Consider the following 23,389-nt stretch of genomic DNA (forward strand, 5'->3'; position numbering starts at 1 on the left):
AGGCAATACATCGTTAGCGCGATGGCAGCCCGTCGATGTCACTGGAGCTTCATTGGCCTGAGCAGCATGCTGGCGGCCCTACTCAGTGCCTGCAGCCAAACAGGGCCCTCCCTGCCAAGGGTGCTGCGAGTGGCGAGGAGTACCTCCGATCCAGGCGGCCTGAATGTGGACGAGACGGTGCGCAGTCGCCGGGTGATCAAGCAAGTGCAGGCGCTTGTGCAGGAGTTTGATCCCGGCCTGCATCTCCATCCCAGCAGCTTTTCGGAAGCCAACCTGCAACGGGAGATCGCCCGCCAGACGAACAGTGGACTGGGGCCGGATCTGATCATCACCAACGGCAACTCCGCCCTAGCCCTGCTGCACAACAAACTCACCGATCCGATCTCGCTGTCAGCTGAAGAACGGACCCAGATCTCATCGCTGGCCCTAAATCGAATCACCACAGCGGAAGGGCAAATCGCCGGCTTACCCGTGAGCCAGTATGTGCAGCTCGCCTGTTACGACAAACGCCGACTGCCAGAGCCGCCCGAAAGCCTCGATGCACTGGCCAAAGCCAGTGGCAAAGGCAAGGTGTTTGGCCTGGCCATGCACCTGGAAGATCTGTACTGGACCCTGGGGGGCTTCGAGGCCACAGCAGCTCTGCAGATGATGTTGGATCGTGGCAGTCCCAGCATTGAGAACAAGCGTCGCTTGAACGCCTGGCTGGGCTGGCTTCAGAACGCCAGCTTTCAGCAAAACGTGCTGTTCCTCAACAACCAGGTGGATCTGAGGGAGCAACTGATCAAGGGTCAACTCGACTGGATCACCTGCTGGAGCTCCCAGTTACCTCAGCTGCGCACAGCCCTGAAAGAGAACCTGGGAGTGACCACACTGCCTAGGGGCCCGGTTGGCAAAGCAACACCAATCACGCGTATGCAGGTGTGGGCGCTCGGACGCAATTCAAGCTCTCGCCAACGCGCCGACAGCCTGCGACTGCTGGCCTTCATGGTTGAACCCTGGGCTCAGAAAACATTGTCGCTGAAATACCGCACCTCCTTTCCCATCAATCCCAAAGTGATGCCGATCGTGCAGCGCCAGTTGGCGACAGAACGCCATCTCGATCCCGCTCAATTAGAGCTCGGACTCACCGACAAACCCAGCACCCATCACGGCAATGCATTACTGAGTGCCATCAGTTCCGATCCCCGGCGGATGACGGAAGTGGGCAACGTGCTCAACAACGTGATCTTCGGAACGCTCAATACCAAGGAGGCATCCATGGCGCTGGAGCAAGCCTTAGCAGGAGCAAAGCCATGAGCGCGCTGCCTTGGCTCGGCGCGGTCACACCGGGGGCGATCGGCGAAGAACTGCTCAGCTGGCTGGTGTATCTGCAGCGGGGATCTGTGCTTCTGCAGCTGGTAGTGGTGATCGGTCTGCCGATCACCATGCATCGATTCAGGGATCGCCACCTCGAGCCCCTGCGCAACCATCCAAACCTGCAGAGCCTCGTCGGCCCGTTGCTGCTGCTGCTACTCAGCCTGGTCTTCTCCCTGCTGCTCCAACCCAGTGGTCTGATTCGCTATTTCGCCCTGCTTTGGCTCGGATGGAATCTGTTCACTCCTCTGAAAACGCTGCTGCTGCACTTCAACAACACATTCCCGGTCGAGGAGCTGGAGAGCACGTTTCTCAAGCCTGTTTATGTGATTCTCTCCATCCTCTCGTTCATCAGGCTGATGGGCAGCCTCGAAAACCTTTCACGCATCCCCGTCGCCAATCTTTTTGGCGTTGAACTGAGCTTGGGCAAGATCTACACAGCGATTGTTGCCGTCTACATCATCCTCACGGTGGCCTCCAGACCCGCATCGTTCTTGGCCTGGATCAGTGGAAAGGTCTTCGGGGTGAAGAGCCAAAACCGCAAAGGCCTAGAGCTCATCTTCCGCTACAGCGTGATCGGCGTCGGCCTTCTGGCCGTGGCCTACTACGTGGGCATCGACGGCAACGCCTTCATCGCCATCGCCGGCGGCTTATCGGTCGGCATCGGTTTCGGCATCAAAGAAATCATCTCTAATTTCATCAGCAGCATCTGGTTGCTGTTTGAAGGCTCGGTCAGGCCCGGAGAGATCCTGATGATCAACGGTGATCCTTGCACCGTGCGCAATCTCGGGCTGCGAGCCACCCAGCTCCGCCGCGGCCGGGATGGGGCGGAGCTACTGATCCCCAACCAAAACTTCTTCACCGAAGAGGCGATCTCATACACGGCCACGGAGACCTCAAGACGCGACTCCGTCAACGTGGGCGCTGCCTATGACCATGACCCAGAGCAGGTGGTGGAGTTGCTAGAAGCCATCGCCACAAACCACCAGCAAGTGCTGAGCTATCCACCACCCCAGGCCTTCGTCACCGACTTCGCCGATTCCGCCGTGAACTATCGCCTGCTGTTCTGGGTGGCCAATCCGCTTCAGTCCTTCAACGTTGGTAGCGAACTGCGTCAGGCGATCTGGAAACGTTTTGAAGAAAAGGAGATCACCATCCCCTTCCCCCAGCGTCAGGTGTACCCCATGGAATGGCCACCAAGCAACCAGACAAGCCTGCGACCACAACTGCAAGCAGAGCCGAATCTTGAGCCAAGAACTGAAGACGAGATGGACTAAATTCGCGACCGCAACGCTTCGGTCTCATTCCAGATCTCCATTCGGCCCAGAAATTCAAATTAGAGTTCCTGCAGACCAACACCGGTCTGTTGGTGGGGACCCTGGCGCTGCTGGCAGCCTGGCTCTTACTGCAACTATTGAGCCGCCATGGGCGCAATATGGGCAGCCACCTCGCGGCAGCACTCAGACGTCCTGTTCTGTTTGGGCTTGGGGTCTCGCTGTATGCGAGCTGGATCATTCATCAGCTCAATGAAGACCTCGGGCTGGGGCTGCTGGTTCAAGCTGAAGTCAACCGGATCTCCACAACCCTGGTAATCGCCAGCATCACCTGGGCCGTGATGAATGTTGGCCAGACCGTACTGCTGTCGGCATCGATGCGGCGCTGGATCCAAATCGAAGATCAGCAAGATGAGTCAATGCTGATCAATGTGATGAGCAGGCTTTACACAATTGTGGTACTGGTGATCGCCACTGCAGCCCTGATGGTGAACTTTGGGGTTCCCTCTGGAGCCATTGCCACGATGCTCGGCGGCGCTGGCATCGGCTTTTCCTTTGCTACCCAGCAGATCAGCCAGAACTTCCTCTCTGGCTTCATGCTGTTTTTTAATCGGCCCTTCAGGGAAGGCGACTGGATCAACGCCAACAATCTGGAAGGAACAGTTGAAAAGATTGGCTGGTACTACACACGAATTCGCACCTTTGATCGCCGACCTCTTTACATTCCGAACTCTTTATTTGCAACCAATCCAATTCAAAATCCTGGCGAAATGTACAACCGCAGGATTCTTGCGAACATCAGTCTTCGCTATGAAGATCTTGGAGCAATTAATGGCATCACCCAAGAAGTTCGCAGCCTCTTGCAACAGCATCCAGATATCGACCAAAGCCAGTCAATACTCGTCAACTTCAACGAATGGGATGCATCGTCGATCAACATGATGGTTTACTGCTTCACAAAAACGACGATATGGAAAGACTGGCTTGATATTCAGCAATCGATCTTTCTCGATATTGCTGCCGTTGTTCAGCGCAGCGGTGCCGATTTTGCCTTTAATTGCACAACGTTGTATCCAGCACCGGGCTCCGATTCAAACGCAATCACTCAGTCACTGAATCGAGGCGATCAGACGGGATCAAGCCAAACAGCATGAAGCCAGCATCAAGCACCCAGCCAACCCTCCCTTCAAAAGAGCAACGAGCTCCATTCCGGCTAACTCGATGCTGAGGTGTAGTGACGCAAAGCAAACATCCAGAAACCACGTGCAGCGGTGAAGAATCCAGCGGCCAAAATGATCCCTAAGGCCAACAACGGCAGTGAGGCCCGGCCCAACAACACCTCCGCCGGGACGGTGGTGAGAAACGCCACCGGCAGCACCAAGGTGAACAGGAGCCGCAGCGGTGCGGGGTAGGCCTCGATCGGATAACGGCCCGAGGCCAACAGAGCGCGCAGTACTTCCGTGGCATTCCAGGTCTTCACGAACCAGATGCTTGTGGCTGCGATCAGGAACCACAGGGAATAGAGAATCACACCACCAACCACCAACATCACCAGCACAGTGACCAACACAGCTGGCGTGAACACAACACCGGATTGGTGCGCTCCCCAGCCCGCCAGGCCCAGCCCAAGAACCACTTCCGACAAGCCCGCGGGAGCAAACGTCCGCAGCGACACCCAAAACTGACTGTCGATCGGCTTGAGCAGCACGAAATCCAGAGTGCCCTCACGCACATGGGTCACGATCGAGCCGAGATTGGGCCGCAGCCAGGCACTGCTCATGCCATCAAACACGGTGTAAAACCCCTGCACCATCAGGGCCTGGTTCCAGCTCCATCCACCAAGCTCACGGCCTGGGCCAAAAAAGAGGGATAACAGCAGCAGGCTGCCGCCCAGGCTCAAGGCCACCGCCAACAGTTCGATCAGCGCATTCGCCTGATACTCCAGCTGGGTTGCCAAAGCCGTTCCCCAGAAACGTCGCAAGGTGCGCCAGTAACGCCCCATCTCAAGCCCCCATGGCGCTGTAGCGCCGCACGCCGGCCCGCCACAGCAACAACACCAACGGCAGCAGCAGCAACACCCAGCCCAGCTGTGCTGCAAAACCCCCAGCCAAATTGACCGGATCCCCCGAGAGCACCCGAGCAGGAAAATCAATCAGATAGGGGAAGGGGGTCCACTGCACCCACGCCCGCACAGCTGGTGGAAAGGCCGTCAGCGGAGCGAGCAGCCCTGAAAAGAACAGGAAAGGAAGAAACAACAAGCGCTCCAGAGCTGTGGCTTTCTCACTCCAGAAACAGAGAGAGGCGATCAGGCTCTGGAGCAAAAAAGCGATCGCAAACGCCATCCAAGTGGCCATCCAGGCCAGTAACAAGCCTCCGAGAGAGGGCACCCAGAACGCCTGGGGCTGAATCAAAAAGAACAGCGCAGCGATCAACGCTGCAAAGGGCAAGCGCGTGAGCTGTTCGCCAAGATGCGCAGCCACATAGCGCCAGAGAGGATGCAAGGGCTGCAACAGGTATGGCGACAACCTTCCCAACAGCGCATCCTCCTCAAAGGCGTAAACCACCCACACCACCGAAAACTGGCGCACCAGAAAAGCACTCAGGAAATACCGGTCCAGAGCGACTCCGTCCAACCCCAGCTCGGCCCGCGCCGCACTGCCGCTCCAGAGGCTGAGCATGATGAAGGGCAGCACTCCAGAGAGAGCCCAGAGGGCGATCTCGGCTCGGTACTCCAGCATGTGGGCGTATTGACTGCTCAACAGCGCCCGAATGATGCGCCAGTTGAGCCCGAAGATCCTCATCAGAGACTCCCCTGACGGAACAACTCACCGATCAGCTGATCGATCGGTGGATCATTCACTTCCAGATCCCGAACCTCAAAGCGCGCAAGGATCTGAGCCAACACGCTGGTGAGCAAAGCAGGGTCCACCCTGAGGTTGACCTCGCAGTTTTCAAGACGGTCAAGCTGCCCCAAAGCGGCGAAGGCCTCCGCTGGAGCCGGCTGTTCCAACTCAAGCCGCACATGGCGCTCCGGCGCCAAACGACTGGCCAAACGATCCAAAGCACCATCGTGGAACAGCTGCCCCTGGTGGATGAGCATCACCCGTGGGCACAGTGCCGTGATGTCAGCCATGTAATGGCTAGTGAGCAAAACAGTGGCTCCAGTGCGCCGGTTGTAGTCCGCCAGAAACTGACGCACCCGCATCTGGGCGTTCACATCCAGCCCCAAAGTCGGTTCATCCAGAAACAACACCTCCGGCTCATGCAGCAGGGCTGCCAGCAACTCCGCCTTCATGCGCTGCCCAAGCGACAACTTGCGCACCGGACGGGTGAGCTCTTCGCCGAGCTCAAGCAAATCGGAGAGCTCGTTGATCCGCCGGCGGGCAACGCGATCAGGGATGCCATACACCGCTGCGTTCACCCGCAGCGAATCCATGGGCGGCAAGTCCCAGATGAGCTGTTGCTTCTGACCCATCACCAGCGTGATGCGTCGCAAGAAATCGGGATGGCGACGTTGGGGTCGATGACCAGCCACCAACACCTCGCCGGCGCTGGGATGGATCAAGCCACACAGCATTTTGAGCGTGGTCGTCTTGCCGGCACCATTGGCGCCGAGAAAGCCCACCATTTCACCGGGAGCGATCGAAAAGGACACCCCCTTGACCGCAGACACCTCACGATGGCGACGGCGCAAAAAATGCTGCAGGGTGCCAGCGAGACCAGGTTGCTTGTCGGCGACCCGATAGGTCTTGCTCAGCCCTTCAACCGAAATCAGCGAGGAATTCAGCGGTCGCCTTCAGCTCTCCCATCAGGCTAGAGATCGATTCTGCTGAAGACGATCAGCTGAGATCAGCGAGGCGTTTGCGGGCCAGATCCGCCTGAGCCTCCGCTTCCGCCAAGTTGGACTTGCACTCAGCCACCACCTCCGGCGGTGCCTTATCGGCGAAGTTGGGATTCCCAAGGCGACCTGCCAAACCCTTGATTTCCTTTTCAGCCTTGGAGATGTCTTTCTCCAGACGAGCCGTCAGCGCTTCAAGGTCCACCAGGCCCTCAATCGGCAGCAACACCTGCAGCTCACCGCTCACACCAGCCAGAGCCTTCGCCACCGGTGATGCTTCCGACTGGTCTGGCGTCATCACCTGCACCGATTCAGCCCGGGTGAGGGCGGTGATATCGGCCGTTCCCCGCTGCAACATCGCTGCCAGATCGCCGCGGCCACTCACGAAACGCACCGGCACAGTCTGCGACGGCTTCAAGCCAGCCACCGCCCGCAGGTTGCGCACCACGCGAATCGCCCCAATCAGTTCCGTGAACGAGGCCTCAAGGCCATCATCCAGCGCTGCCTCATCCACAGCCGGCCATGCCTGAAGTGCCAAAAACGTGATCTCCGATGCCGCGGTGACGCTGTGCCAGAGCTCCTCGGTGAGGTGCGGCATCAGCGGATGCAACATCAGATGCATCTCGCTGATCACCTTGGCGAGTACCTGCCGAGCCGTGCGCTGGTCGGCAAGCGCTTCGGCGCTGGGATTCTCACCAGGGTTGAGCCGCCGTTTGCTCAACTCCAGGTACCAGTCACAGACATCGTTCCAAGCAAACTCATAGAGACCCTTGGCCGCTTCTCCCAGGCCATAGCTGCCGTAGCGCTCAGCCGTTTCGCGGTTCACCCGCGCCAGCCGGGAGAGAATCCAGCGATCTGCAAGCTGCAGTGCGGCTGGATCGGGATCCCCCAGTTGGGCCGGCGTCTCACCGCCAAGATTCATCAGCGCAAAACGGGTGGCGTTCCAAAGCTTGTTCGCGAAATTACGAGAGGCCTCCACCGTGGCGGACGTGTCCTTCTTGCGGTCGTAGTCGACGCGGATGTCCTGTCCAGCGCCGGCCACCTCGCGAACGAGCGCAAAGCGCAGAGCATCGGTGCCATACCGCTCGATCAGCAGCAGCGGATCGATACCGTTGCCAGCGCTCTTGCTCATTTTGCGGTTCTGCTCGTCCCGCACCAGGCCGTGGATGTAGACGTCCTTGAAGGGCATCTCACCGGTGAAGGCACCGGCCATCATCGTCATCCGAGCCACCCAGAAAAAGATGATGTCGAAGCCCGTCACCAGCGTGCTGGTCGGATACCAGCGCTGGAGGTCGGCACTGTCGGCATCCGGCCAGCCCAACGTGGAAAACGGCCAAAGACCGCTGGAAAACCAGGTGTCGAGCACGTCCTCGTCCTGCTCAAGCTCCGCAGCCGCGCCGTACTTCGCTTGGGCCTTCTCCAGGGCTTCGGCTTCGTTCCGCGCCACCACATAGGGCGTGCTGTCGGTGTACTTGCCGTTGGTCTCACTGATCACGAACCAAGCGGGAATGCGATGGCCCCACCACAGCTGGCGACTGATGCACCAGTCGCGGATGTCGGTGAGCCAGTCGCGATAGACCTTCTCCCAACGTTCAGGAATGAAACGGGGGTCCTGCTTCTCCAGCGCCTCTCGGCAGCGAGCTGCGAGGGGCTCGGTCTTCACAAACCACTGGGTGGAGAGCAGCGGCTCCACCGGCACTTTGCCGCGGTCTGAGTAGGGAACGCTGTGGCGATAATCCTCCACCTTCACCAGCAGACCCAGCTGCTCAAGCCCGGCCACCACAGCCTTGCGAGCATCGAAACGGTCCAGGCCCTCAAACTGCCCAGCCTCCTGATTCATGGTGCCGTTCTTGCGCATCACCGTGATCTGAGGCAGACGATGGCGCTGACCAATCGCAAAATCGTTGGGATCATGCGCGGGCGTCACCTTGACGCAGCCGGTGCCGAAGTCCTTCTCAACATGGTCGTCCGCCACGATCGGGATCTCTCGACCCACGAAAGGAAGCGTGAGGGTCTGACCGACCAAATGGGCATAACGGTCGTCGGTGGGATTCACCGCCACCGCGGTATCACCAAGCATCGTCTCGGGCCGGGTGGTGGCCACCTCCAAATGGCCTTCACCACTCGTCAATGGATAGCGGAAATGCCAGAGGTGACCATCCACCTCCTTCATCTCCACCTCCAGGTCACTCACCGCCGAACCAGAGGCGGGGCACCAGTTCACCAGGTATTCACCGCGGTAGATCAGGCCCTGATCATGCAGCCGCACAAAGGCCTCCTTCACGGCCTCACTCAGCCCCTCATCGAGGGTGAAGCGTTGGCGTTGCCAGTCGACCGAATAACCAAGACGGCGCAACTGGCCCACAATCCGACCGCCGCTCTCCGCCTTCCACTCCCAGGCCCGCTCAAGGAACGCCTCCCGCCCCAAATCGTGACGGGTCTTGCCCTCCTCTTTGAGCTGTTTCTCAAGGATGGTCTGCACCGCAATCGAGGCATGGTCAGTACCCGGCAGGCAGAGCACGTTCTTCCCAGCCAAACGCTGGTAACGCACGATCGTGTCGATCAGAGCCGTGTTGAAGGCATGGCCCATGTGCAAGCTGCCGGTGACGTTCGGCGGCGGAATCACCACCGAGAACGGTTCACCTGGCGCTTTGGGATCGGGGTGAAAAGCTCCCTGCTCCTCCCAGGCCTGCTGCCAGCGGGCCTCGGTGCCCACCGGGTCATAGGTCTTGGCCAGCTCGGACACGAAACGCGTGCATACACAGCCGCCCATGCTCGCAAAGCATCGCTAGGGCGCGAACTGCCACTGGCCAGACACTCAGCCCTTGGCTAGGCGCCGGAGATAAGCCTCACGGGAACCGGCATTAATCCAACCGGTCGCGATCGTCTTGCTGAAGCTGGCGTTCACGCGGCCGCGGTGGATGTGGGATGGCCCCGCCGGAAAGATCACCAGCTTCCCCCGCTCCGCAGGCTCGTGGTGGTCCTGCCAGTGAAATTCAGTACCAGCCTCAGCAACCGTGTCGCAGTAGAGAATCCAGGCCAGCACACGATGCACCGGTTCAGTGGCTTCATCACTGATGGTCCAGTCGCAGTGCCACTGCTTGAAACCCTCCCCAGGGGCATAGCGCTGCAGATTGAAAATCGGCATCACGAACAGCTCCTGATCGGGACAAACCGAACGGAACAGCGGCCGCTCCTGCAGGTAGCGGTCCAGCCCTGCCGTCACACCCCTGAGAATCACTTCCGAGAGAGCAAAGGCATCAGGATCGCTGCGATCGATCGCCACGAGGCTGATGTCGGTCGACACCTTGGCCGGTTCATCAGCACCGCCAGGGCCAAAGGCCACTCCAGGCCGCTGCAAATCACTGCGACGATCAAAAAAGGCCATCACCCCATCGGCCACCGCCTCGAAGCCAGCGTTGCTGTAGCGCCCGATCAGCGTCATGCCCGAACCTCCTCAGCGTCGGATCCAACGGCCAGGTGCTGCCACGGGATCGCCACCACACCGTCCAACTGCTGCCAGCGGCTGCGATCCGGCACCACCCGATCCAGCAGACCCACCCGCTCAAGGGCCCTGGCCACACGCTCAATCTCCAGCAGCGCCGGATCAGCCGCCACCTGGGGCAGCACCAGCACCTGCTGTTCAGCCGGATCCGCTAGCACTTGCAATTCCAGATCACCCAGATCTCGCTCGAAAAACACCCTGCGCAGACGGCTGGTGAGCGGTGCACCGAGGGCACTGGCGAAATGCTCCAAGCTGTCGCGCTCCCCAGACAAGCCGCAATTCAGGGCCAGCCAGATCAACAACTTGGCCCAGCTGTCCACCGTCCAAAGAGGCGCAAAACTCTCACGGTGCTGGCGGATCAACTCAAGAACCGCGAAATCAAACAGCGTGGCCTGCAGCCGAACCGGTTCAGGCGGCGTGGAAGGAGACGTGCTCATCCCTCCATCCTGACGGAAAGAGCGAGACCAACCTGTGCGGACGAGGCTGCCTGTCGGCAATTCACAAGGCAAACTGTGGAGAGCTGAACGCATCCGATGACCCTGGATCTGAACGATCCCGAACTCGAGTTTTCGGATCTTGTCTACGCCTATCAGAGCTGGGTGATGGCGGTGATCAACGACGAAAAGCTCGACAGCGAGGACATCTTGCTGAGCGATGAGATCACAGAAGACGCCCTAAACTCGATGCGCTTCCTGCCCGGTGAAGTCACCAGTGCGATCGAGACCAGCTTGGCCCGGGTCTACGACGTGGATGCCGACGAACTCGCGGCTCTGCTGTTCCCAGAAGACTGACTTCGCCCCGCAGTCATCGCTCGCAGCTGGCCAGACTGGCTGTCGCTTTCGATCGACTGCATGGGCTGGGCTGCTGCCGATATCCCCGACCAGCAGGGCCGTATTGCCCTGATCACCGGGGCCAACAGTGGCCTGGGGTTGGAAACGGCACGGGCCTTGCAGCGCAAGGGAGCCACCGTGGTGATGGCCTGCCGCAACCTGCGCAAAGGTGAGGAAGCAAAACAGCAGCTTTTGCTGGAGAACGAGGGTGGGGCCCTCGATCTAGTGGCGCTTGACCTGGCCGATCTCACCAGCGTCAGCCGCTGCGTGGAGACGATGCACAACCGCTACGGGCGCCTTGACCTTCTGATCAATAACGCCGGAGTGATGGCACCGCCGCGGATGCTCAGTCGTCAGGGCCTGGAACTGCAACTCGCCACCAACCACCTTGGGCCGATGGCCCTCACGATCGACCTACTGCCGCTGATGGAACAGCAACGGGATCCAAGGGTGGTCACCGTCAGCTCTGGTGCGCAGTATTTCGGCCAAATCGCCTGGGACGATCCAAACGGCGAGCAACGCTATGACCGATGGCAGGCCTATAGCCAGAGCAAACTGGCCAACGTGATGTTTGCCCTGGAGCTCGATCAACGGCTACGGGCAGGCGCGAGCAACGTCAGTTCCTTGGCGGCGCACCCAGGGCTGGCCCGCACCAATCTCCAACCAACGTCGGTGGCGGCCAATGGCTCCTGGATCGAACCCCTGGCCTATCGATTGATGGACCCGCTCTTCCAGAGCGCAGCCATGGGAGCCCTACCCCAATTGCATGCCGCTACGGCGCCCTCAGCCCAAAGCGGTGAGCATTACGGTCCGGATGGGCTCGGTGGTTTCCGCGGCCATCCCAGCCGTCAGCCTGTGGCTGCGGCCGCCAGGGATGCCGCCCAGCGCAAACGTTTCTGGGAACTCAGCGAATCCTTGATCCAGGCAGCAAAAGGCCCAGACAGGCCACACCGATCAACGGACCTGGCGGCAGGTTGAGAAACAGGGCGAGAGCAAAGCCAGCACCGCTCAGAGCCATCCCCACCAGAGAAGAGCGCAACATCGCTGCCCTTAGGCTGGTAACGCGATGCAGGCCAGGCAACACGGGCGCACAGAGCAAGGCAATCACCAAAACCACCCCCACCGCCGCCATCGCGCTGACCACCACCAGGGCCGTCACGAAGGCCAGCGCCAGACGAAGTCCGCGGACAGGCAGGCCAACGGCAGCGGCCCCATCGGGATCAACACCGAGGTAAACCAGGCTGCGGTATGAGCAGACCACCAACAGCAGCAGTGAGGCAGCCGCGATCAGCGTGCGCAACAGATCGCTGCTGCCCACGGCCAAAAGATCACCGAACAAAACAGCCTCGAGATCAAGGCGCAGATTCAGTAGGGGGATCAACAACACCCCCAGGCCGAGGAAACCGGCCAGCACAGTGTTGATCACAGCTTCGTGGCTGCGACCATCGCGCCGCTGCAATCGCTCTGCCACAAGAGCACCGAGCACTCCGCTGAGCACACCCCCGAGGGCCGGATCAAGACCAAGGGCCAGGGCGACCGCCAACCCAGGCAGCACAGCATGGGAAATCAGATTGCTCTGCAGCAATCGGCGCTGAGTCACCAGCAACGTTCCGGTCGCTGGGCAGAGCAGCCCCACCATCAGCGCCATCAGCAACGGCAGAAACCACCAAGGCATCGCATCAACCACAGGCGTGATTCCCCATATCGGTGAGTGCCGTGAGCGCACCCCGCACCTGAGCCGGAGTGCCGTCTGCCAGCAGCCGGCGATCGAGCACAAGCACACGGTCGTACACATCCAGAGCCTCGCCCCAGTCGTGACTGCTCACGAGCAGGCTGTATCCCGCATCGGCAAGCTGGCGCATCAAACGCAGCAACTGCTGACGAGCCGGGGGGTCAATGGCGGCACAGGGTTCATCCAGCAGGAGAACCCGAGCAGGCTGCATCAGGGCACGGGCCAACAGGGTGCGCTGTTGTTGGCCGCCGGACAGGGCATCGAGACGGCGACCCGCCAACGCCTCCAAGCCAACACGTTGCAGCGCTGCAGCAACATCACAGCAGACGCTGCGGGGAGCCTGCACCTGACCTAGTGCCACCATCTCCCGCACCGTGATTGGAAAAGCCCAGTCGATCCGGCCCCGCTGCGGCATGAGAGCCACCCGGGGCCGACAGCGGCGGATCGGCTGCTCGCCAAGCCAGACGCTGCCAGCCGTGGGCATGAGCTGACCCTGAAGCAAATGAAGCAGAGTCGACTTGCCAGCACCATTGGCACCCACCAGTGCCGTGAGGCTGCCGGGAACCAAGCTGAAGCTCACATGATCGAGCGCCTGTTTGCCGTCGTAGGCGAAGCAGAGGTCTTTGGCCCGGAGATCGTCAGCCTGAAGAGCGACAGAACGAGGGGCTGGCAGCTGCATCAGCGCAGGCCTCTTTGGCATGGTCTCGCCCATTCTGACGAGTGAAAGTGGGCGATACTGGGATCGAACCAGTGACAATCTCCTTGTAAGGGAGGTGCTCTACCGCTGAGCTAATCGCCCGTTGTGATCATTTTGCCTGAGCGCCGTGGCCAAAGGCCGTGACCATGACCGCGCCACGGCCCTGGCCTGTATTCCGTTCGGGTTGGTGGTCATGCCCGTTCTGGGGATTCCGGCTGGATGCATCGCTGGACTGTGCTTCCTGATCGGGGGCTTGTGGTTATCACCAGACCTCGACACCCGCTCCAAACCCCTGCATCGATGGGGGCCACTCAGAGTGATCTGGTGGCCCTACCGCCGCCTCATTCCCCATCGGTCCCTGTTCTCCCACGGGCCATTGATCGGTATGAGCTTGAGAGTGCTGTGGCTTGTCGCTGTTGGCCTGCTGGCCTGGCTGCTGCTGCGCAGCATCCCGGGGCTAGGGATCCCCGACCTCAACACCCTCAGCGCAACTGTGCAACAGCTGGTCCAGCAGCACCCAGGCTCTGTGATGGCAGCAGTCCTGGGGCTGGAAGCCAGTGTCTGGCTCCATCTCCTGCTCGATGGCGACCCCCTGCCGATGGAGTGGCACCGGCATCGCCGCCAGGGCAGGCGGCGATGAGAAGGTAACGGCAAGCATCGCGTGCTCCACCGTCATGGCCGACAACACCTCAGCCATTCCCAACCACCCTGATCCGTTGCGGAAACTGGAAGCGGTGGTGGCCCGTTTGCGCGATCCCGATCGCGGTTGCCCATGGGATCTCGAGCAAACCCACCAGTCACTGGTGCCCTACGTGCTGGAAGAAGCCCATGAAGTGGCTAACGCAATCCGCCACGGCGATGATGTCGATCTCAGGGAGGAACTGGGCGACCTCCTGCTGCAGGTGGTGCTGCATGCCCGCATCGCCGATGAGGACAACCGCTTCAATCTGAATGGCGTGGCCGACGCCATCAGCGACAAACTGATTCGCCGGCACCCCCATGTGTTCGCCAATGGCGAAGCCAGCAACAGCGAAGCGGTGCGTCGCATCTGGGAAACGGTCAAAACGGCAGAACAGGCGGATCGAGCGGGTAAGCAGAAGCCATCCCCAAGTCCTTTAAGTGATCAACTGGCCAGCAAGGTGCGGGGACAACCGGCTCTGGCCGCAGCCATGACAATCTCCAAAAAAGCCGCCAAAGCCGGCTTCGAATGGGACGACATGGCCGGCGTATGGGAGAAAGTGCAGGAAGAGCTCGATGAACTGAAGGAAGCAATCGCCTCAGGCGACAGCAGCCATGCCCAAGACGAGCTGGGAGACGTGCTCTTCACTTTGGTGAATGTGGCGCGCTGGTGCGGCCTCAATCCCGAAACAGGCCTAGCAGGCACGAACCACAGATTCCTTGACCGTTTCTCCCGGGTGGAAGCAGCCCTAGGAGGCAACCTGCAGGGCCAAAGCATCAAGCAATTGGAAGGACTCTGGCAAAAAGCCAAAGCAGAGATCAAAGCTGAGACAACAATCTCGAATCGAAGCAACATGGCCTAGCGCAGCACCACTCTCAGAACATCGGCCAACAGCTCGGGCGCAAGCCTGCGCTGAACGCTGAGTGCTTCTCAGAGATGACCACCCATGGAGCCCTCTGTCGTGCCCCAAAGCTCACGCTTCGTGGCATCAGCCTTGCGAATGCAATCCTGAGCCTCGGAGCGGGAGCGACAGTTGCGCGCTCTCTCTTCGAGAGACATCAGGCCAACCAGGCGGACAAGAGTGTGCCGTGGCATTGCTGGCGTGGAGTCCAGGCGTGGAGTCCATCAGAGCCCCTTCATCGTCTTACCTTGATTCAACGTTAACCCTGGCTTAACCAAATGGCCATAGCTAGTCAAAACGTGGGGATGCACGTGGATCAACAGGCCGTGGCGTCAGACTTAGTTAGGGCTCAAAACTTTCAGAGCAATCAATTTTTTCGCCCAAATTGATCACAGAGTAAAGATTAAGGCCATCAACTCACATCATCCTCCATGTTGAGGGAATCCCAAACACACAAGCTTCAAGGAATTGCAGAATTCGCCTCACCAGCCAATCTGCTGCACCAAAATGATTAGCGATTCAAACAGGAGCAGGGCTGCTTATTGACGAGCGAATTGACTGATCAATAAAGCATGATTGCAAAGCTCGTTAACACCAGCAGCCAAAGGCCTGGCAGAAGCGACTGGAGGAGCAAATGGTCTTCAACAACAATCCAATCTTTTCCATTAATGGATCAAGGAATCAAAACCAAAAATGCATCACAACAAAACAGCGACAAAGGCAACGCCGCCCAGGCATCAAGCAACAAAAATGACGTTGATGCAAACGTCAAAAATCAATATTGCCTGCACAAAGCAATGCAGAGGCGGGCAACCTTTCAGAAACAACAAAAATCTTTTAGCTGCCAAAGCCCTTCGTTGAAGGAGAACTTTTTTTCTTGCTTGTCTTCGGGGCAGCCGTTTTTCTCTCGGACGCAGAAGATTGATCTTTGAAAAACTGCCCATCAAGCCACACCGTGACAATATAAACAACAATGAGAACAGGAACGAGAACCAACCATTGATTCTCAAATTGATAAGGCAGATGCTGGATTCCAAAGATGGCCAGGTATCCAGTAATCAGAGTGAAGACAAAGCGTCGGATACTAGCAGGATTCAAAATGATGAAGCATATGCCCTTATTTTATCGATACGGCAGCATTATCAAGCTGATGGGGAGAAGAAGTCCATCATTATTCATCAGCCCCAGAAAGAGTTACCCAGAGGGATCATTCTTCTCGGCGAGCCACTTTGCTGAACGAAAGCTAGAGACGAGTCTGGATCACAACCTGAATCGCTGCTCCTCCTCCAAAACAATGAGGGCTGATTCAACTTGTTCGTACCATTCGATCAAGAAGAAAGAAGGAGCACAAACCACCCTTAGTATTGATATCAATACGAATTAACCCTCAATCGGGTCTCAGTCAACATCTGGCCTACAGCATCGCATCACACTTTGATGATTCTGAGAAGACTCACGACCTAGAAAGATCCAATTCAGGCGATCAACAGGGCGATCAAAGCTGACATCAAGAAAATATAGATCGTTGCTCTGTACAACTCTGTTTTGCTGATCGAAGACCTGCTTGTGTATTCAGTCATCAAAAGAGTAGCGAGACTGTCTGCCTTTCTTGATTTCACCACGCTTTTTCTTGGCGTCAACCCTTTTGCGTTTAGAACTACGAGTTGGACGTGTTTCTTTACGCTGAGGTGGTGGTGGCTTGATCGCCTCCCTAATCAAATCCGCCAAACGCTTCAAGGCAATCTGACGGTTCTGAAATTGAGATCTCTCTTCAGAAACACAGATTCGCAAGCAACCATCAACAATCCTTGAAACATAAAATTCCAACAATCTTTGCTTTCGGTATGGTCCTAATGCCTCTGATTGAGAGATATTCCAAGACAATTCAACCGCAGTTTCAACTTTATTGACATTTTGCCCTCCTGCACCAGACGAACGGAAGAATTTCCAAGACAACTCAGCCCGCGGGATGCTGAGCCTTGGGTTAACCACCAGATCCGAATTAAGCATTCAATACTATTTGTGGGCTTTCCCCTTAGCTACAGGCTTAGGGATCAATGCATTGATAATTTCGGCATAAACAAAGACAAAATTTCTTATCGCCGAGAGCAGCAGATAAAAAAGCTTTCCGATGACCTTAAAAGTGGCAAGCATGGTCTCCATCAAGAGTTTCATTTCTCAAGCCACCCGCCTAACTGATTCGACGCCGAAAAGCTGGATTTGCCTCTTGATCGTGGCTAGATGCAACGAGTAGACATTTTGTTTCATACACAAATCACACTGACATACAAACGGCAGGGAGAGCTCTCGCTCCGGCTCGCCATTAAAAGGAATAGCAACCATGGTTCAGGCCTTCTCCTTGAGCTGACTTTTCAGAGCTTTGATTTGTTGGTCTAATTCAAGATTTGTTTTTTTGAGCTGTAGGCAGCGACTCCTAAGCTGACTGATCGACTGTTTAGAAATCACCTGCTCAAACTGAGAAATTAGGTCATCAATCCCAATCACAGATGGCTTGGAAAGCTTTGCCTTCCATCCGGTCAACTGCTTGACATCAGCCTCTGTCACCCGTTCACCAGCGAGCAACTTGCCTTCAACAACCTTCTTTGTCTTGTCATCTGCATTCGCCACACGCGAAAGTGTTCTGATACCAATCAAGTTGAAAGCATCTGCATCTAACTCAGTTGTGCTCAGCCACTTTTCCCATGAGTTTGCAAGGTCCTGAATCTCCTTAGCGCTGAAAGGGACTAGGCCTGATTTCTTGAATTGCGTCCATTCACGCGGGCTTGACTTTGACTTGCCGCGCAGAGTCTCCTTTAACTCAAAGAGATACTTGCCGCAAACGGCCAGATAAGCGCCAGTGGCCTGACGCAACTCAAAAACAGTCTCTTTCATCGTCTCCATCTGAAAATCAGAGAGACGCGATGTTTCAACACCAGACTTGGCAAAGTCGACCGAGATGTCGGTGACCTGCTCAAGTCGCTGAACAAGGGGCATGGGCGACTACGCCAGACAGAGGCCTTGTAGCGCAGCTATTGGTCTGCAGCCAGTCTGGGATTGGACGAATCGTCCAATGGGGCCAAGAGCTTTGCCCTGCAGAGAAACGCAACATCGGCCCATTCAACTCCTCCTGCCGAATCAAGAAGCACAATGCTCGCAATCCTGGGCCTGCTGCAGAAGCTTTGATGCTCAAATAAAGCCTGGCCAAGTTCTTGCCGAAGCGAGTGAAAGAAAACAGGGCTTCCACCTCAAAAGTCTTGCTTTAGCGTCAGCATTCGGTGCTTGAACGGTCCAGCCTTCTTGAAGAGGAGGCCTTGCTCATTGGAGCACCACCCAAGGATCCATCCCAAAAGCATGCACATAAAGGCAATAAAGACGCAAAAATTGGGCTGAATTGACTAGATAGGTTGAATATTCGATTGTTCCTGCGGATCCGCTTTGATCTGATTCTTCGCCTTAAGCGCCAACTTTTCAGCCACTTTTTCAGCCACTGATGAAGCAAAATAATCATTTAGGCCTTTAACCAAGCTTCAACCCTCTTGAGATCGACAAAATCGTGATGTGATCTGGTGTCAACGCATGCAAGTGTGTTCCCAGCCGCGGCTCACAGCTCGGACGCCTGACCCCTGCTCAACACCATTGTGTCCGGCACGGAGCAACCGGCATCGCCAGGCAAGCCGCGAGGAGACAGCAGCATGTAGGAGACAGCACCACCAACTTGCATAAATCGACACAGTCAAAGGGAGCCACTACCGGTAGTGTGTGGTCGTTCCAAGCGGACTACAGCTGGTGCTCAAGATCCTTGTTCTGGTGGTCTTCAGCCTGCAGACCTGGGCCATCTATGAGGCCAAACAGGCAGCAGCCGAAATCGAAATGACCCATGAAGGCGTGAAACGCCAGATCACCCCTGGTTGGTGATGCCTCGAGGCCTCCGATGATCCCAGTCATTCAAACAAGTTCGTTCTCAAAGCCTCAAACTTGCCGTCCCCACCGGATAAGCCATCAGGGATACGGAAATCAATCACATCCCATACAGGCCGATTGAGATAATTGCCAAGCAGCTGAGCATCCTCTCGAATCGCCGCGAGCGAGCCGTGGTCTGTCACGTTCAAGCGGCTGCCGTCGCGACAAACCAAATTGAGTTCGTAGCTGTAATAGGAACTCTTATTGCCACGCACATATTCACGAATCAACTGAATCGCATGAACCTCCTTGAGGTTGTGAACGGTTGTTCCCTGGATGAACTGACTTGAAAACTGGTCAAAACAGCATTCCTTGCTGCGCATCCTCCAGATCAGAAACGCCCCGATCGCCACGAACAAGAGCGGGAACAGCAAAGACATCGAGAAGGCGCCAGGGTCCACACCACCGGTCGATAGAGAAGCAATCGCAGAGATCAACCCAACTGCAAGGAACACTGCAGAAAATAGGTACGCGCCGAGGGTTGTCTTGAAGCTGAGGCTGGAACTCGTCAGGCTTTTGGTTCGTGTGGCCCGATGCGTGCAGAAATTCGTTCCTCCACCCACAAGCGGAGTCCACGCCACGTTCCAGGCCACTTCATCGTTGAAGCTGCTGAGATCCAGAAGTTCCCGCTTGTCCTGGAACACCGACAGCAGGCTCTGAACAAATCCCATCAGCCAACCTCTGCAACATTCACAGCCATGCTGCACCAGCCCAACAGGAATCAAGCGGCATTGGCAGACGACATTGTGGCGGCAGGACCCGACGCTGCCCTTAGCTGAAGACAGCAATCGCAAGGCTCAACCAGTCATGACCACTGCATCCCAGTCCGGAGGGGGCTGGATCGATGAACACCACGATGGGGTGCGCTACGGCCTCAAAGCGAAGCAACTGATGGAGGAGACCAGCCCTTTCCAGCGGATCACGCTGATCGAAAGCGAGCGCTACGGCAAGGGGCTACTCCTAGACGGCTGCTGGATGACAGCCGAACGTCAGGAACGGCACTACCACGAATCACTGGTGCATCCGGCCTTGTGCTCGGCTGCCTCAATCGAACGGGTGCTGGTGATCGGCGGTGGTGATGGCGGCACCGCTCGGGAATGCCTGCGTCATCCCAACGTGAAGCACCTCGACATGGTGGAAATCGATGGCCGAGTCGTGGAACTGAGCCAACAACACCTGCCGAGCATCGGCGGAGGCTGCTGGACGGATCCTCGCTTCCATCTGCATGTGGGCGACGGCATCGCCTGGGCCGCTGAGGCCGATGACGCGTCCTATGACGTGGTGCTGGTGGATGGGTCCGACCCCGTGGGACCAGCTGAGGGCCTGTTCAACCGGGCCTTCTTCAGCCACTGCAAACGGATTCTCAAGACAGGTGGTGTGTTCGCCACTCAGAGCGAATCGCCAGAGGCCTTCCGCCGCGTGCACATCGACACGGTGAAACTGATTAGAGACCTGTTCGGCCACGCCGATCCGCTCTATGGCTGGGTGCCCATGTATCCCAGCGGATGGTGGAGCTGGACCTTTGCAGCCACCGATGGCCCGCGCTACCGCCACCCACTGCCGGAGCGGGCCGCTGCCGTGGCCGGTGGTTGTGAAATCTGGAGTCCACGCTGGCAGAACGGCGGTTTCGACGCCGTGCCCGCCTTCGTGGAAAGGGAGCTCGACTCATGAGCGGCAAGCTCCAATCGACGGATCTCAACCAGCTGTTTGACCGCGATGGCGCCATCTATATGGGTGCGCGCCGCGATCCGCAGGGCTGCCGCATCGGCCTGTTCGGCGTGCCTTACGACGGCACAACCTCATTCAGACCCGGCACCCGCTTCGGGCCGGCGGCCATAAGGGAGGTGAGCAACGGCCTCGAGACCTACTGCCCGCAACTGCAGACAGACCTGGAGGATCTGGCCTATGTCGACCTCGGCGCCGTCGACATTCCTTTCGGCGCCCCGGAACCTGTGGTCAAGGCTGTGCAAGCAGCAACAAGCACCGTGCTCGATCTAGGCCTCAAGCCACTGATGCTGGGTGGCGAACACTCCATCAGCAGCGGCGCCGTGGCCGCCGTCGCCCAACGCCATCCGGAGCTCGTGCTGCTGCAACTCGATGCCCATGCCGATCTGCGCGACAGCTGGCTGGGGGCACGCCACAGCCATGCCTGTGCGATGCGACGCTGTCTGGACGTGCTCCCCAGTGGCCAGCTGCTGCAACTCGCCATCCGCAGCGGCACCCGCGAAGAATTCCAAGAGCTGGAACAGAGCCAACGCCTGATCAATCACCAACCCGACCAGTCCGGCCGCCAGCTGGCGGCCACGATGCGTTCAGCCCTGGAACCCCATCGCGGCAAGCCGCTCTATCTCACGGTGGATCTCGACTGGTTTGATCCCGCGATCATGCCCGGCACTGGTACCCCCGAACCGGGTGGCTTCTATTGGCACCACTTCGCCGCGCTGATTGACGTGCTCCGAGAGCATCAGCTGGCGGGCGCGGATGTGGTGGAGTTGACTCCCCAGCTGGACCCCTCAGGCATCAGTAGCGTGCTGGCCAGCAAGGTCACCCGCAGCCTGCTGATGCTGCTCAACAACTGATCAATTCAGTGATCAGTAGTAATGACGAGCCTGGAGGCGCTGCTCCCGCAACCGGCTGTGCTGACGCTCCAGCAAGGCCAACACGATGGTGGGGTGCCGCAGAATCAGCTCGATAAACCGAGCCCTGGGCAAGCGCACGACGGCCACAGGCGTCAGTGCCAATGCATCGCAGCGATGGGTCAGACGCGCGCCTGAAAGATCCTCGTAGCTAAAAATCTCACCGGGCCCGTAGCGCATCTTGCCGGGTTCACCGGCAGCACTGAGCTCCACCATGCCGCGCTGCACTGCATAGATCGAATCTGAGGGTTCGCCCGCACAAAACACCCGAGCTCCCGTGGGGTAGGTGAGCTGATCGCCTTCCTGTTGATCAGCGAACAACTCAACCGGCGTTGGCAGTGAACTGGTGGAGAGCAAAAACGACCGAAACTTTCCTTTGACGAACAATCTGACGCAACCAAACAAAAAAACACGTGCCGGACACAACACTTCCGCAACGCGTCAGGCGTGTTTAATCGATAAGAACTCACGTCTGGAGCTCAAGCGAGTGGCATGGAGCGTTCCTCCAGCTCCAACTGCAAGCCTGTAGGAGGCAACACCTGCTCATGCTCTTGCAACTGCGGCAGCGACGGTGGCCGAGCCGTCCAGTGATGACACCAGGCCACACGCGCTAGTTCGGCATGCACCGGCAGCCGTCTCAACCGGCACCATCCCACCACGGGCCCACTGGCGCCACTGGTTGACGCCGTGCAGTGATGGCAGCTGTGACAGCAGGCCTCGGACAACACCGCAAGGGGAGAGGGACGCTCACAGTAAGGACGCTTGCAAAAGCGAACCACGCTTCAGCTCGAATCTGCGGCTTTGCTTCCATTTCCCTCTCGCTACCCATCCAGCCAGAGTCCATAGGATTCGGCCCATCTCTGCAGCGCCCCGTGACCGACCTTCAGCGCACCCCTCTTCATGACCTCTGCCGCGAAGCGGGAGGTCGCATGGTGCCCTTCGCGGGATGGGACATGGCCGTGCAGTTCTCTGGGCTGATCAGCGAACACGCGGCCGTGCGCCACAACGTGGGGATGTTCGACATTTCGCATATGGGCGTGGTGCGGCTTGAAGGTGCCAACCCCAAGGATGCTCTGCAAAAACTGGTGCCCACCGATCTGCATCGCATCGGTCCCGGCCAGGCTTGCTACACGGTTCTGCTCAATCAAACCGGCGGCATCCTCGATGATCTGATCATCTATGACATGGGCGACAGCACCCTGCTGGCCGTGATCAATGCTGCCTGCGCCGAGAACGACCGGGCCTGGCTAGAGCAGCAGCTGAGCGGAAGTGGCATCACCATCACGGATGCCAAAGGCGATGGCGTGCTTTTGGCCTTGCAAGGCCCCAGCGCCCAGTCCGTGCTCGAAAAACTGAGCGGCTCCAGCCTGGCGGAATTGCCCCGATTCGGACAGCGGATGCTGACCCTGCCAGATCTGCAGACCGATGTGCTGGTGGCCCGCACCGGCTACACCGGCGAAGACGGCTTCGAACTGCTGCTGCCTCGTGAGGCAGGGCGTCAGCTCTGGAACCGACTACTACGGGAAGGCGTCACACCCTGCGGCCTCGGCGCCCGAGACAGCCTGCGGCTAGAGGCAGCCATGCATCTTTACGGTCAAGACATGGACACCACCACCAGCCCCCTGGAGGCGGGGCTGGGATGGCTGGTGCACCTAGAAAATCCGGTGGACTTCATCGGCCGTGAGGCCCTCGAGCAAGAGGTGGAGCAAGGCAGCACCCGCCGGCTGGTGGGCCTGCGCCTGGAGGGCCGGGCCATTCCCCGCCACGACTACCCGATTTTCGATGGCGAGGAACGTGTGGGCCAGGTGAGTAGCGGCGGCTGGTCGCCCACCCTGGAGGCCGGAATCGGCCTCGGCTACGTGCCACGGGCTTTCGCCAAACCGGGCACAGAGCTAGCTGTGGAGATCCGCGGCAAACGACATCCCGCCACGGTGGTCAAACGGCCGTTTTATCGACGCCCGGCCTGAAAGGAATCGCCAGGCAG

General features: G+C 58.3%; 27 protein-coding genes and 1 tRNA gene. 13 read left to right on the top strand and 15 right to left on the bottom strand.

Annotation, left to right across the window (positions count from 1 at the left end):
- Positions 1–21 precede the first annotated feature (21 nt).
- From DXY16_RS02180 to DXY16_RS02190, 3 genes are all read left to right on the top strand, one after another.
- Positions 22–1,296 (top strand): extracellular solute-binding protein, encoded by a 1,275-nt coding sequence (locus tag DXY16_RS02180; protein WP_115119140.1) that lies wholly within the window; start codon positions 22–24, stop codon positions 1,294–1,296.
- Entirely contained in the window at positions 1,293–2,630 is a 1,338-nt protein-coding gene (locus tag DXY16_RS02185; protein ID WP_115119141.1) for a mechanosensitive ion channel family protein, read from the top strand. The genes DXY16_RS02180 and DXY16_RS02185 overlap by 4 nt, the downstream gene beginning before the upstream one ends.
- Before the next feature lie 338 nt (positions 2,631–2,968).
- Entirely contained in the window at positions 2,969–3,781 is an 813-nt protein-coding gene (locus tag DXY16_RS02190) for a mechanosensitive ion channel family protein (protein WP_371410852.1), read from the top strand.
- A gap of 59 nt (positions 3,782–3,840) precedes the next feature.
- On the opposite strand, the gene DXY16_RS02195 is transcribed toward DXY16_RS02190, so the two are convergent.
- The 6 genes from DXY16_RS02195 to DXY16_RS02220 all read right to left on the bottom strand — a co-directional run bounded on the left by DXY16_RS02195 (position 3,841) and on the right by DXY16_RS02220 (position 10,407).
- On the bottom strand, positions 3,841–4,629 hold the full coding sequence (locus DXY16_RS02195; protein ID WP_115119142.1) for an ABC transporter permease: 789 nt from the start codon (positions 4,627–4,629) through the stop codon (positions 3,841–3,843).
- Between the two features lies 1 nt (position 4,630).
- A complete protein-coding gene (locus DXY16_RS02200) occupies positions 4,631–5,428 on the bottom strand; it encodes an ABC-2 family transporter protein (RefSeq protein ID WP_115119143.1) in 798 nt (265 codons plus the stop codon).
- On the bottom strand, positions 5,428–6,402 hold the full coding sequence (locus DXY16_RS02205) for an ATP-binding cassette domain-containing protein (RefSeq protein WP_115119144.1): 975 nt from the start codon (positions 6,400–6,402) through the stop codon (positions 5,428–5,430). Before DXY16_RS02205 ends, DXY16_RS02200 begins: the two co-directional genes overlap by 1 nt.
- A gap of 64 nt (positions 6,403–6,466) precedes the next feature.
- Positions 6,467–9,211, bottom strand: coding sequence for a valine--tRNA ligase (locus tag DXY16_RS02210; protein ID WP_115119145.1), 2,745 nt, complete (start codon positions 9,209–9,211; stop codon positions 6,467–6,469).
- A gap of 72 nt (positions 9,212–9,283) precedes the next feature.
- Positions 9,284–9,910 carry a 2OG-Fe(II) oxygenase gene (locus DXY16_RS02215; RefSeq protein WP_115119146.1) on the bottom strand — a complete coding sequence of 209 codons (627 nt, stop codon included), beginning with the start codon at positions 9,908–9,910 and terminating at the stop codon, positions 9,284–9,286.
- Positions 9,907–10,407, bottom strand: a complete 501-nt coding sequence (locus tag DXY16_RS02220; protein WP_115119398.1) for a protein phosphatase — start codon at positions 10,405–10,407, stop codon at positions 9,907–9,909. The genes DXY16_RS02215 and DXY16_RS02220 overlap by 4 nt, the downstream gene beginning before the upstream one ends.
- Positions 10,408–10,503: 96 nt before the next feature.
- Between DXY16_RS02220 and DXY16_RS02225 the strand changes: the two genes are divergently transcribed.
- Together DXY16_RS02225 and DXY16_RS02230 are read left to right on the top strand one after the other, a co-directional pair.
- A complete protein-coding gene (locus DXY16_RS02225; protein WP_115019772.1) occupies positions 10,504–10,761 on the top strand; it encodes a hypothetical protein in 258 nt (85 codons plus the stop codon).
- 60 nt (positions 10,762–10,821) lie between these two features.
- Complete coding sequence (locus DXY16_RS02230) at positions 10,822–11,778, top strand: oxidoreductase (RefSeq protein WP_115119147.1); 957 nt, start codon at positions 10,822–10,824, stop codon at positions 11,776–11,778.
- On the opposite strand, the gene DXY16_RS02235 is transcribed toward DXY16_RS02230, so the two are convergent.
- The 3 genes from DXY16_RS02235 to DXY16_RS02245 form a co-directional block, all read right to left on the bottom strand.
- A complete protein-coding gene (locus DXY16_RS02235) occupies positions 11,705–12,475 on the bottom strand; it encodes a metal ABC transporter permease (RefSeq protein WP_115119148.1) in 771 nt (256 codons plus the stop codon). The two genes, DXY16_RS02230 and DXY16_RS02235, sit on opposite strands and share 74 nt — an antisense overlap.
- A gap of 4 nt (positions 12,476–12,479) precedes the next feature.
- Positions 12,480–13,211 (bottom strand): metal ABC transporter ATP-binding protein, encoded by a 732-nt coding sequence (locus tag DXY16_RS02240; protein ID WP_115119400.1) that lies wholly within the window; start codon positions 13,209–13,211, stop codon positions 12,480–12,482.
- Positions 13,212–13,259: 48 nt separating this feature from the next.
- Positions 13,260–13,331 (bottom strand) — tRNA-Val (locus DXY16_RS02245).
- 25 nt (positions 13,332–13,356) lie between these two features.
- On the opposite strand from DXY16_RS02245, the gene DXY16_RS02250 reads away from it, so the two are divergent.
- Entirely contained in the window at positions 13,357–13,869 is a 513-nt protein-coding gene (locus DXY16_RS02250; protein WP_115119149.1) for a metal-binding protein, read from the top strand.
- A 34-nt stretch (positions 13,870–13,903) separates the two neighbouring features.
- Positions 13,904–14,770 carry a nucleoside triphosphate pyrophosphohydrolase gene (gene mazG / locus DXY16_RS02255; RefSeq protein WP_115119150.1) on the top strand — a complete coding sequence of 289 codons (867 nt, stop codon included), beginning with the start codon at positions 13,904–13,906 and terminating at the stop codon, positions 14,768–14,770.
- 68 nt (positions 14,771–14,838) lie between these two features.
- On the opposite strand, the gene DXY16_RS14575 is transcribed toward mazG, so the two are convergent.
- Positions 14,839–15,003: a hypothetical protein gene (locus DXY16_RS14575; RefSeq protein WP_170953797.1), complete on the bottom strand. Its 165-nt coding sequence runs from the start codon at positions 15,001–15,003 to the stop codon at positions 14,839–14,841.
- 378 nt (positions 15,004–15,381) lie between these two features.
- On the opposite strand from DXY16_RS14575, the gene DXY16_RS14580 reads away from it, so the two are divergent.
- Positions 15,382–15,741, top strand: a complete 360-nt coding sequence (locus DXY16_RS14580) for a hypothetical protein (protein WP_170953798.1) — start codon at positions 15,382–15,384, stop codon at positions 15,739–15,741.
- 91 nt (positions 15,742–15,832) lie between these two features.
- Positions 15,833–16,045 carry a hypothetical protein gene (locus DXY16_RS14585; protein WP_170953799.1) on the top strand — a complete coding sequence of 71 codons (213 nt, stop codon included), beginning with the start codon at positions 15,833–15,835 and terminating at the stop codon, positions 16,043–16,045.
- A gap of 336 nt (positions 16,046–16,381) precedes the next feature.
- Here the strand turns inward: DXY16_RS14585 and arfB are convergent, their stop codons facing one another.
- A complete protein-coding gene (arfB, locus tag DXY16_RS02265) occupies positions 16,382–16,819 on the bottom strand; it encodes an alternative ribosome rescue aminoacyl-tRNA hydrolase ArfB (RefSeq protein ID WP_115119152.1) in 438 nt (145 codons plus the stop codon).
- A gap of 336 nt (positions 16,820–17,155) precedes the next feature.
- On the bottom strand, positions 17,156–17,803 hold the full coding sequence (locus DXY16_RS02270; RefSeq protein WP_115119153.1) for a hypothetical protein: 648 nt from the start codon (positions 17,801–17,803) through the stop codon (positions 17,156–17,158).
- A gap of 765 nt (positions 17,804–18,568) precedes the next feature.
- Here DXY16_RS02270 and DXY16_RS14590 point away from each other — a divergent pair.
- On the top strand, positions 18,569–18,724 hold the full coding sequence (locus DXY16_RS14590; RefSeq protein WP_170953800.1) for a hypothetical protein: 156 nt from the start codon (positions 18,569–18,571) through the stop codon (positions 18,722–18,724).
- Between the two features lie 26 nt (positions 18,725–18,750).
- Here the strand turns inward: DXY16_RS14590 and DXY16_RS02275 are convergent, their stop codons facing one another.
- The gene (locus tag DXY16_RS02275; protein WP_115119154.1) at positions 18,751–19,440 is read right to left on the bottom strand and encodes a hypothetical protein; all 690 of its coding nucleotides are present in this window, start codon (positions 19,438–19,440) and stop codon (positions 18,751–18,753) included.
- A 136-nt stretch (positions 19,441–19,576) separates the two neighbouring features.
- Between DXY16_RS02275 and speE the strand changes: the two genes are divergently transcribed.
- Positions 19,577–20,440, top strand: coding sequence for a polyamine aminopropyltransferase (gene speE / locus DXY16_RS02280; RefSeq protein ID WP_115119402.1), 864 nt, complete (start codon positions 19,577–19,579; stop codon positions 20,438–20,440).
- Positions 20,437–21,348 carry an agmatinase gene (gene speB / locus DXY16_RS02285; protein WP_115119155.1) on the top strand — a complete coding sequence of 304 codons (912 nt, stop codon included), beginning with the start codon at positions 20,437–20,439 and terminating at the stop codon, positions 21,346–21,348. Before speE ends, speB begins: the two co-directional genes overlap by 4 nt.
- A 12-nt stretch (positions 21,349–21,360) precedes the next feature.
- Here the strand turns inward: speB and DXY16_RS02290 are convergent, their stop codons facing one another.
- Positions 21,361–21,762 (bottom strand): Crp/Fnr family transcriptional regulator, encoded by a 402-nt coding sequence (locus DXY16_RS02290; protein WP_170953801.1) that lies wholly within the window; start codon positions 21,760–21,762, stop codon positions 21,361–21,363.
- 122 nt (positions 21,763–21,884) lie between these two features.
- Positions 21,885–22,184 (bottom strand): hypothetical protein, encoded by a 300-nt coding sequence (locus DXY16_RS15075; RefSeq protein ID WP_244281495.1) that lies wholly within the window; start codon positions 22,182–22,184, stop codon positions 21,885–21,887.
- Positions 22,185–22,277: 93 nt separating this feature from the next.
- Here DXY16_RS15075 and gcvT point away from each other — a divergent pair, with 93 nt between their 5' ends.
- Positions 22,278–23,372, top strand: a complete 1,095-nt coding sequence (gcvT, locus tag DXY16_RS02300; RefSeq protein WP_115119156.1) for a glycine cleavage system aminomethyltransferase GcvT — start codon at positions 22,278–22,280, stop codon at positions 23,370–23,372.
- Positions 23,373–23,389 lie beyond the last annotated feature (17 nt).

This window comes from Synechococcus sp. UW105 (assembly GCF_900473935.1).
Classification (GTDB): domain Bacteria; phylum Cyanobacteriota; class Cyanobacteriia; order PCC-6307; family Cyanobiaceae; genus Synechococcus_C.

Coding starts and splice junctions, on each gene's coding strand:
- DXY16_RS02180 (WP_115119140.1), top strand. CDS start 22: ATGGCAGCCCGTCGATGTCACTGGAGCTTCATTGGCCTGAGCAGCATG.
- DXY16_RS02185 (WP_115119141.1), top strand. CDS start 1,293: ATGAGCGCGCTGCCTTGGCTCGGCGCGGTCACACCGGGGGCGATCGGC.
- DXY16_RS02190 (WP_371410852.1), top strand. CDS start 2,969: ATGAATGTTGGCCAGACCGTACTGCTGTCGGCATCGATGCGGCGCTGG.
- DXY16_RS02195 (WP_115119142.1), bottom strand. CDS start 4,629: ATGGGGCGTTACTGGCGCACCTTGCGACGTTTCTGGGGAACGGCTTTG.
- DXY16_RS02200 (WP_115119143.1), bottom strand. CDS start 5,428: ATGAGGATCTTCGGGCTCAACTGGCGCATCATTCGGGCGCTGTTGAGC.
- DXY16_RS02215 (WP_115119146.1), bottom strand. CDS start 9,910: ATGACGCTGATCGGGCGCTACAGCAACGCTGGCTTCGAGGCGGTGGCC.
- DXY16_RS02220 (WP_115119398.1), bottom strand. CDS start 10,407: ATGAGCACGTCTCCTTCCACGCCGCCTGAACCGGTTCGGCTGCAGGCC.
- DXY16_RS02225 (WP_115019772.1), top strand. CDS start 10,504: ATGACCCTGGATCTGAACGATCCCGAACTCGAGTTTTCGGATCTTGTC.
- DXY16_RS02230 (WP_115119147.1), top strand. CDS start 10,822: ATGGGCTGGGCTGCTGCCGATATCCCCGACCAGCAGGGCCGTATTGCC.
- DXY16_RS02235 (WP_115119148.1), bottom strand. CDS start 12,475: ATGCCTTGGTGGTTTCTGCCGTTGCTGATGGCGCTGATGGTGGGGCTG.
- DXY16_RS02240 (WP_115119400.1), bottom strand. CDS start 13,211: ATGCAGCTGCCAGCCCCTCGTTCTGTCGCTCTTCAGGCTGACGATCTC.
- mazG (WP_115119150.1), top strand. CDS start 13,904: ATGGCCGACAACACCTCAGCCATTCCCAACCACCCTGATCCGTTGCGG.
- DXY16_RS14575 (WP_170953797.1), bottom strand. CDS start 15,003: ATGCCACGGCACACTCTTGTCCGCCTGGTTGGCCTGATGTCTCTCGAA.
- DXY16_RS14580 (WP_170953798.1), top strand. CDS start 15,382: ATGATTGCAAAGCTCGTTAACACCAGCAGCCAAAGGCCTGGCAGAAGC.
- DXY16_RS14585 (WP_170953799.1), top strand. CDS start 15,833: ATGCTGGATTCCAAAGATGGCCAGGTATCCAGTAATCAGAGTGAAGAC.
- arfB (WP_115119152.1), bottom strand. CDS start 16,819: ATGCTTAATTCGGATCTGGTGGTTAACCCAAGGCTCAGCATCCCGCGG.
- DXY16_RS02270 (WP_115119153.1), bottom strand. CDS start 17,803: ATGCCCCTTGTTCAGCGACTTGAGCAGGTCACCGACATCTCGGTCGAC.
- DXY16_RS02275 (WP_115119154.1), bottom strand. CDS start 19,440: ATGGGATTTGTTCAGAGCCTGCTGTCGGTGTTCCAGGACAAGCGGGAA.
- speE (WP_115119402.1), top strand. CDS start 19,577: ATGACCACTGCATCCCAGTCCGGAGGGGGCTGGATCGATGAACACCAC.
- speB (WP_115119155.1), top strand. CDS start 20,437: ATGAGCGGCAAGCTCCAATCGACGGATCTCAACCAGCTGTTTGACCGC.